Raw genomic sequence first — 8,790 nt, forward strand, 5'->3', positions numbered from 1 at the left:
TTTCATAACAATAGTGTACACCAATACACTATTAAAGTGCATAAAAAAATAAATAATCTTAAATCGCGAAATTTTGAAGATCATTTCATGCGTAATCACTATCATCTAGTTCAGCTCTTTTTTCATTTCAAAATCCATGATATAGTAAACAAAACTGGTTGTAACCAACTCATGATAGTCTTTCTTATAATGACCAGTTTTAAGAGTCGACATCCCACATTTTAAGTCGGCTCTTTTTATTTTGCATGAAAAAAGGCGGATTATGCATCCACCTTAACATCTACAAATTGTTTTAAATACTCGACATCCAAGACCATGATTTTATTATACAATGTGCGAATAACATGTTCTTCTCTTAAGCCACGCAAAATACGATTCACGCTATGTCTTGTAGAAATTCCACAGAAACCCGCAATATCATCATTTGTGATCTTTAGGTCGATCAAAATTCCATCACGCGCTTCTTTTCCAAACATTGTAACCAAATAGTATATAAATGCACATACAGCACCATTCTTGCCATTCATCGTCATTAATTCTTGTCTTGAAATTGTTTCCGATAATTTTTTACGATAATACATATTCACGTATTCCACCAATTCAGAATGTTCATTTAATAATTGATTGAATAATTCTTTAGAAACACAATAAAAACTAGCTTCATCACTTTCAACACGAATCATCAATGAAGAAAATTTACAATCAACAACTGCATCTTTAAACATAGATAAAATATCAAAGCCTTTTAAATACGCAATATTAAATTCACGTCCATCACGCATTAAAACGCTGACCTTCACAACACCTTCTTTTAAAATATATACATTCTCATCATCCATCTTTAAAAATGTATGTCTTCTTTTACGAATAACAGGCACTTCGTGCTCTGAAAAAAAGTCTAAAAATAATTCACGCCCCATAATTTAAATCACCCTTTGTCAATATTGATAATTATAACACACTCCCAATTTGTATACGTTAACAAATCACACAGATAAGAAAAAGAATAGACCTAAGCCTATTCTTCTACAAGTTCAAATCGATATTCCTGCTTCACATCCGGATACTTGTCATGATCTACCTTTGTTACAAACATTTCATATGGACGAACAAAATACTTATAATCCCCATATAATGCTTGATAAACCACCATCTTCTCTTGCGTTTCCGTATGCATCGCAACACACAACACTTTATAAGTGTTTCCTTTGAAATGTCGATATATTCTATTTTCTAATACTTTCATAAATTCTTTCCTGCAACGTTGTTTGGCGAATACGCTTTAATTTTAAGCGTACCTGCGTTTCAAACAAGCTCTTATTGCCAATAATAAAAAGCTGTTTTTTAGCACGCGAGATCGCCGTATATAAAAGACGCTTTTCTAACATGTTTTTCGCATTCACATCCACAATACAGAATACCGTCTGATATTCATTACCTTGGGATTTATGAACACTGATACACCATGCGTGTTTTAAGTAATATAGAAAGTCTGTTGAAAAATCAACAATCGCATTTGTGAAATCCACTGAAATCACATTCTGTTTTGAATCAATTTCAACAATCGTACCAATATCCCCATTGTAAACATCTTCATCCGGCAAATTCTTCAACAACATGACCTTATCGTTTTCACGAAAGATTGTTGTTCCTACCTTCATCTGATTCTTTTGCGGACTTTTTGGATTGAACAACACCTGCATTTGACGATTGATCTCATCAATGCCAGCAGCCCCCTTATACATTGGTGCCAAGATCTGCATGGAATCTAGATCCATATCTTTGACATAATCGATTAGGGCATCCATAATTTTTGGCGTTGTTCTTTCAATAAACTCAACACCATCCTCATAATGACACGTAGTTTCTTCACGAATTTCTTTTGCCAAAGTCACAATTCCAGAACCACTTGACTGTCTAAAAATCTTCTTTAAATGGACCGTATCAATCACATCCGATTTAATTAGATCTTCTAACACCTTTCCAGGACCCACACTCTCTAACTGATCTTCATCACCAATTAAAAGAATGCGACAACGCTGTGGAAGTGCCTTTAATAATTGAGCAAATAAGTGGGTATCCACCATACTAAACTCATCCACAATAATAAAATCGATATCTAATGGATCCTCCTCATTTTTGCCAAAGGAATTATCTTCTAAGTTCCACTGCAACAAGGAATGAATGGTTCTTGAATCACAATTTGAAAGTTGTGCAAGTCGCTTTGAAGCTCTTCCTGTTGGTGCACAAAGCTGAATCTTACTATCTGGATATACATCCTTACAAATTTCCAAGATTCCTTTTACAGTTGTTGTCTTACCAGTACCTGGACCACCCGTTAAAATCATGAACGAACGATCGAAGAACAATTGAATCGCATCCTTTTGTTCCTGATCATATGTAATGGCTAAACTAAATTCCACTTGTTTGATTTTTGATTCGACATCCACACTTTCCACTTCAAATAAATGATTTTTCAACTCTTTGGCAATCATGACCTCATCTTCATGTAAAGTAAATGGATAGATTCGAGTATTTTCAACATACAAATATTGAAGTGAAACCAAACGATCAATACTTTCCTGAATCAAGGATTCATTTACGCCACGTACATTTTGAAAGATTGTCGCAAATGTAATATATGTATTTCCAGTTGCCATGGATAATTGTCTAGCCAACTCATAGATATAGGCATCCAATCTTCTTGGATCCTCATTGGATAAACCTATGGCACTTGCCATCTTACAAGCGGTTTTATATCCAAAACCATACACTTCATAATAAGGTTTGAAACAATCCTCTTCAATCACATCCAACACATTATCATATGTGTCTAGTAACATCTGAATCTGTCTTGGACTCAAGCCATACTTTAATAGCTTTGCGTATGTCTCATTAAATCCTGTAAATTCTTGAATGCCCTTTTGAATAATCAATATCTTTTTGGCGGTCAAATTGGGCACTTCATGTAAAAGTTCTGGATTATTATGAATCTTCTCTAAACAATTCTCACCAAGAGTCTCATAAATACTTTCGGCTGTTTTTTTACCAATCGTAGGAAAATTCTCACCACAAAGAAAATGAATAATCGCATCCGAATTGTCTGGCAATTTCTTTTTGGCCATATCCACACGAAACTGCTCCCCATACTTAGGGTGTTTTACATATTCCCCCTGCAAAACATATTCTTGATCTTCGATTGGATCTTCAATTCTTCCAGCCGCTGTAAAATTATGATACGTCTTTAATTCTGAAAAACCAGCAACGACATAATGATTGGCTTTATTTTCAAATATGATATATTCAAGCCTAGCCTCGATGTCCATTGGCTGTCTCCATAATCAATTGATTTAAATTCTTGCCATCCTTGAAGACTTCTTCAATGACACCCCCACCAATGCACTTGTCGCCATCGTAGAATACAGCTTCCTGTCCTTCTGTAACAGACGCAATCGTTTGTGGATATTTGACTAACACACTTGTATCATCCAATCTTTCGATTTCGATATCCTGATCCTTTTGACGATATCTAAATTTACAAGTACACTTTGTTGGAATCTCATCCAAACTTGGCAAGATCCAGTTGATTCCTTTTACAACACACGAATCTGAATACAACAAATCTCTTTGGTCAGTACGACATACATAAAGAATGTTCTTCACAACATCTTTTCCAACCACAAACCAAGGACCCTTTTCATGATCTATATTTAAACCTTTTCTTTGTCCAATCGTGTAATATAAAACGCCCACATGTCGTGCAATGACTTTACCAGTATTCACATCTACAATGTCACCATCTTTACTAGGAAGATAGTTCGATAAGAATTGTCTAAAGTTTCTTTCTCCAATGAAACAAATACCCGTACTATCTTTCTTTGTCGCAACCGATTCTAAGTTTAATTCAGAAGCAATCTTACGAATTTCTGGTTTTTCTAAATTCGCCAAAGGAAAAATCGTTTTAGCCACCTTACTCTTTTCAACCTGACACAAGAAATATGTCTGGTCTTTATTCTGGTCTTTAGCACGTGTTAAATATGTAAAGCCATTCTCTTCCTCTTTGTTTGAAGCATAATGCCCTGTAGCCACCTTATCAAAACCTTGTTTCATGGCATATTCAAAAAATGAATCAAACTTAATATATTTATTACATAAAATATCTGGATTTGGCGTACGCCCCTTTTCATATTCACTTAAAAACGTTTTAAATACGTTATCCCAATATTCTTCAATAAAATCAACACGCTGTAAAGGCAAATCCAAATGATTGGCAACCGCTAACGCATCTAAATAATCCTGTTCCTGAGGACAAGTATCATCTTTGATTGTAGGATTTCCTGCAATATCATTATTCGCAAAACTATCCCAGTTACGCATAAAACAACAAGTCACATCATATCCTTGTTTCTTTAATAAATAAGCTGCAACAGCAGAATCTACACCACCACTTAATCCAACTAATACTTTCATATGTAATCCTCCAACTATCAAAAATTATATCATAAAAAAGGACCAAGCCCGAAAAACTTGATCCAACAATTCAAAATGGTGCCCAGGGCCGGACTCGAACCGGCACGGTATCGCTACCGGTGGATTTTGAGTCCACTGCGTCTACCAATTTCACCACCCGGGCAAAAAACAAATATTTAATTTTAAAAATGGTGCCCAGGGCCGGACTCGAACCGGCACGGTATCGCTACCGGTGGATTTTGAGTCCACTGCGTCTACCAATTTCACCACCCGGGCATTGCTTGACTATTATATCAAAAGATAGAATGCCATGCAAGGATTTTTTTAAAAAAGCCACTAGAAATTCTATCAGCAAAAAAATGCATCCTAAACAGATGCATCAAATGATATTACTTAAGTTTAATATATATTTATTAATATTTTCTTCTTTTGAAATATCATATTCATTTATTAATTCATGAAAATATTCTTTAATCGTTCCCTTCGAAATTATTTCGTTGGAAGGTACATTGTCACTATAGCCATTACGCGCAAATAACCAAGGACTTTCTTTATGCGTTGTTTTTTCTAAAATTTTACCACCATATTGACCAAATGTATTCACCACTAAATCTATAATATATTTATCTTTATCATCCAAATACTTTTTGTACCCTTCAAACATTACAAACTTCGGATCATCAATCACATTATACCTAAAATGTTTAAAAATATTATATACATCTTTATATACAGGTCCATGCACCCATGCCTCACAATTTTCTATAAACATTTCTCTATCATTTAACGCAAACGAAAATCCCTGTATATAATACAACAGCTTTTGAAGCATTAACGGTGTCACTTCATCCATTCTTTCAAAAATATAGGATATAACACCAATCATTTTATTCGAAACAGTAAATATATTTTTTAACTCGTTTACTTTCGTCATAGACTTTTTGAAGGCACTCATCGCAATTTTATCTTTATTTTCGAGCATTTTTTGTTCCATATATTCAGGAGAAAACAATGCATTACGAATCACATCTGAATATTCTTTAGATGGAACCTGTCCTAATAGATAGCGAGTAATCGTTATTTCGCCAAATCCTAATACGATTGATAAAGGTGCCTTGCCAATATTATAGAGCTTCATTAAAGTATAAATATCCTCAATGGTCACTAAATCCTTTAATTTCCTATATTGTTCATCGACTTCACGTACATTTAAATCAATAATACCAGGAACACTCATGAATTCACCACATCGATCACAAATAGCACAAGTAATTTCAAAAGTTAATTCTTCACCGCGAATCATCTTTTTCACCAACTTCTTCTGTAATGTATAAGATGTGACATCCCTGCACTCTACACAAAATCCTGTTTCTCTTTGCATACAATACTGCCTCCTTTTTATCTGTTATCGAAAATAATAAACTAGTGGATACTTTTGTTTATGAAATGATATGACAATCACAAATTTGTTTTCAATCATATTAAACTTGATATATAAAGACCACTTCACTTTTTTCTTCATACCTCTTCATTAAAGAAATCTCTTTTCCAAAGATATACAACCACTCATGTTGAAATTGAACATGCTTATTTTGAACCTTTTCACAGAAATCATCTTCTGTTAAATCTAATAATATGATCTTAATCCGCTCTTCATCAATTAAATACTCATCAAACAACGATAAATTTGTCATTCTGTTTGAATTTAAAGCGATACTAAATTTATTCTGTACTATCAATTTCTTTGCTCTACTGAGATAATCAGCAATTTATGATTTATCAATCAAGATTTTCACCCCCAAGAAAATGATGGCATTTTCACTTATTCCTATCATAATCATATCATATGATAGTATTTTGTCAATATTCTATCATCACAATGTAAACACAAAAAAATGCATCCTTAAACAGATGCATTATAATATGTCGCAATATCACTTTCTGAAATATAGCCACACTCAGCCATCGCCTTTAATACGGCATATTGTTTTTGTTTGGCTTGGGCAAAATGATAGACTAACTCATAATTGTTTGGCGATTGAGGAATTCCTGCAAGTAAAGAAGCCTGAGCTATAGTCAGATCTTCTGGATCTGTATCAAAATATCCATAACTTGCTTCATAGATACCTGTATAGTCATTTCCATAATTGATCACATTCACATATAGGGCAATGATTTCATTTTTAGAATAATGTTTCTCCAAATAACGAGCTACAAATAATTCTGTACTTTTACGATCCCACGTACCATCAAACATACCATATAAATTTTTAGCCAATTGCTGCGTAATCGTAGAACCACCACTCTTTAATAGATCATCATCAAATTGGGATACAAGTGCACGCATAAGCCCAATATAATCAACGCCTCCATGATCATAAAAACGGCGATCCTCTATTGCCACCGTTGCTCGTACAAGTTCAGGTGATAAATCATCATATCCGACAAAAGTAGATCTAGATGTGACTTCACTTACCACATCATCCACAGATTGAGATTGTGTTAATTCTAAATAACCCCAATAGCCTTTACCAAAAAAGATGCCTACAAAGGCAATAATTAAGATCAATAATAATTTAAATATAAACTTAACAAACTTTTTCATACCTAAACATTAACATAACAAAAAGAACTTGTAAAATTACAAGTTCGTAAGATTAATCCTTTAAAGTCACGTGTGAAGCATCTTTAAAGATTGAATTTGCCGCAATCTGACCACGCACACGAGATAGTGGATATACATTTGTGTGCGGACCAATAATCGTTCCTGGACAAAGTACAGAGTTACATCCAACTTCTACATAGTCACCCATAAAGGCACCGATTTTTCTTAATCCTGTTTCAAATTCTTCAACCACATTATAATTTTCATCTTTTCTTCTTAAGATGATATTGTCACGAGCACTCTTTAAATTACTTGTGATACCCCCAGCACCCAAGTGAGAATGATATCCAAGAATACTATCTCCTACATAGTTATAGTGAGGTGTTTCTACATTGTCAAATAAAATACAGTTCTTTAATTCCACACTATTTCCAACCACGCAGTTTGCGCCCACTAAAGCACTTCCACGCACAAAGGCACAATGACGAACCTCTGTTTCAGGACCAATGATGCATGGAGCTCCTAGATATGCACTTTCAAAGACATTGGCACTCTTGTGTACCCATACGTGTTCTTTGACTTCCACATAATCTTCTCCTAAGTTTTTACCTAGCTCTAAAATCAAGTCTTTGATTCCCGACAAAGCTTGCCAAGGATATTCAAACTTTGCTAAATAATCCTTTGCCAAAGTATGATCTAAATCATATAATTCGCTTATCTTGTACATAAAACTTCCCTCTTTCTTACCACTCAGGCTCAAATTTGAATTCAACCTGAACGTCATCTTCATTTATATCTAAAATCGCATAGCTACATGGCTTTCCATCTCTAGAATGCGATAAAGATCCTGGATTTACTAATGTAACACCATCAACACGATCTAAAAAGGATACGTGTGTATGTCCAAAACATACAATGTCACAATTCAATTCTTTAGCACGATTCACCAATTGTTCACTTCTTAAAAAATAAGAGAACCGATGAGAATGTGTTACATAAATTTGATGTTTACCAATCGGTATGATTCTTTCATTTTCAAAACGACCAAAATAATCATTGTTTCCACGCACAATGATATAGCCCGGATAATTCATCGGATCATCCTCTAAATCACCACAATGAATAAACAATTTCGCATTCGGATGTTTTTCCTGGATCGTTTTTAATATATCGTTTCTTCCATGAGAATCACTCACAACAACTATTTTCATAAAGTCTTTTACTCCAATTCATCCGGAAATGACATTTGTTCCATGCCCTTACCGCTATCATGCATGATTTTGGCGGTTTTTACACCCACATAACGAAGCATAAAAGGCTGATACCAATGTCCCGTCTTCTTTTCTTGTTCTTGTTGGTAGCGAACTACAAAACCATAGCGATACGCATTTTCTTCAATCCATTCCATACGCTTTTTACTTTCTTCAGACAATTCTTCTTCGACTTTTGAATAATCAAATTCATCATCGACATATTGCCTACATAGATTGATCCATTCATCATGACCCTCTAATACAATCGTATACCCGAGCTGCTGCTCATTTTTACCGGCACTAAACATATAGTGGTCAACACCCTCATATTCTTTGGATGCGTTGACATATTGATCTAGAATTTGTTCATAATTCAAATAACCACTGACCAAATTCAAATGATCCTGCCCATCCATAACAGACGCATACGAATCTAACATATTCGTTAGATCTTCGACCATA

At 34.4% G+C, this 8,790-nt stretch carries 10 protein-coding genes and 2 tRNA genes; all 12 read right to left on the reverse strand.

From position 1 onward, the window contains the following. Positions 1-260: 260 nt before the first annotated feature. On the reverse strand, positions 261-920 hold the full coding sequence (locus ACZQCL_RS02020; RefSeq protein ID WP_412345404.1) for a Crp/Fnr family transcriptional regulator: 660 nt from the start codon (positions 918-920) through the stop codon (positions 261-263). Positions 921-1,018: 98 nt separating this feature from the next. Next, positions 1,019-1,246: a DUF1653 domain-containing protein gene (locus tag ACZQCL_RS02025; protein ID WP_482481741.1), complete on the reverse strand. Its 228-nt coding sequence runs from the start codon at positions 1,244-1,246 to the stop codon at positions 1,019-1,021. Next, a complete protein-coding gene (gene recD2, locus ACZQCL_RS02030) occupies positions 1,227-3,326 on the reverse strand; it encodes an SF1B family DNA helicase RecD2 (RefSeq protein ID WP_482481742.1) in 2,100 nt (699 codons plus the stop codon). The genes ACZQCL_RS02025 and recD2 overlap by 20 nt, the downstream gene beginning before the upstream one ends. Continuing rightward, positions 3,310-4,470, reverse strand: coding sequence for a tRNA 2-thiouridine(34) synthase MnmA (mnmA, locus tag ACZQCL_RS02035; protein WP_288522354.1), 1,161 nt, complete (start codon positions 4,468-4,470; stop codon positions 3,310-3,312). Before mnmA ends, recD2 begins: the two co-directional genes overlap by 17 nt. A 76-nt stretch (positions 4,471-4,546) precedes the next feature. Further along, positions 4,547-4,633, reverse strand: a tRNA-Leu gene (locus ACZQCL_RS02040). 26 nt (positions 4,634-4,659) lie between these two features. Further along, positions 4,660-4,746 (reverse strand) — tRNA-Leu (locus tag ACZQCL_RS02045). Between the two features lie 103 nt (positions 4,747-4,849). Beyond that, positions 4,850-5,851, reverse strand: coding sequence for a type II toxin-antitoxin system antitoxin SocA domain-containing protein (locus ACZQCL_RS02050; protein WP_482481743.1), 1,002 nt, complete (start codon positions 5,849-5,851; stop codon positions 4,850-4,852). A gap of 100 nt (positions 5,852-5,951) precedes the next feature. Continuing rightward, positions 5,952-6,164, reverse strand: a complete 213-nt coding sequence (locus ACZQCL_RS02055; RefSeq protein ID WP_482481744.1) for a hypothetical protein — start codon at positions 6,162-6,164, stop codon at positions 5,952-5,954. Between the two features lie 209 nt (positions 6,165-6,373). Beyond that, on the reverse strand, positions 6,374-7,075 hold the full coding sequence (locus ACZQCL_RS02060; RefSeq protein WP_227993383.1) for a biosynthetic peptidoglycan transglycosylase: 702 nt from the start codon (positions 7,073-7,075) through the stop codon (positions 6,374-6,376). A 52-nt stretch (positions 7,076-7,127) separates the two neighbouring features. Then, positions 7,128-7,802, reverse strand: a complete 675-nt coding sequence (locus tag ACZQCL_RS02065) for an LbetaH domain-containing protein (RefSeq protein WP_117571290.1) — start codon at positions 7,800-7,802, stop codon at positions 7,128-7,130. Between the two features lie 16 nt (positions 7,803-7,818). After that, positions 7,819-8,286 (reverse strand): metallophosphoesterase family protein, encoded by a 468-nt coding sequence (locus ACZQCL_RS02070; protein ID WP_117571289.1) that lies wholly within the window; start codon positions 8,284-8,286, stop codon positions 7,819-7,821. Between the two features lie 8 nt (positions 8,287-8,294). Next, positions 8,295-8,790 (reverse strand): D-alanyl-D-alanine carboxypeptidase family protein (locus tag ACZQCL_RS02075; RefSeq protein ID WP_482481745.1); only part of this gene is annotated, 496 nt, incomplete at its 5' end.

This window comes from Holdemanella sp. (genome assembly GCF_056804935.1).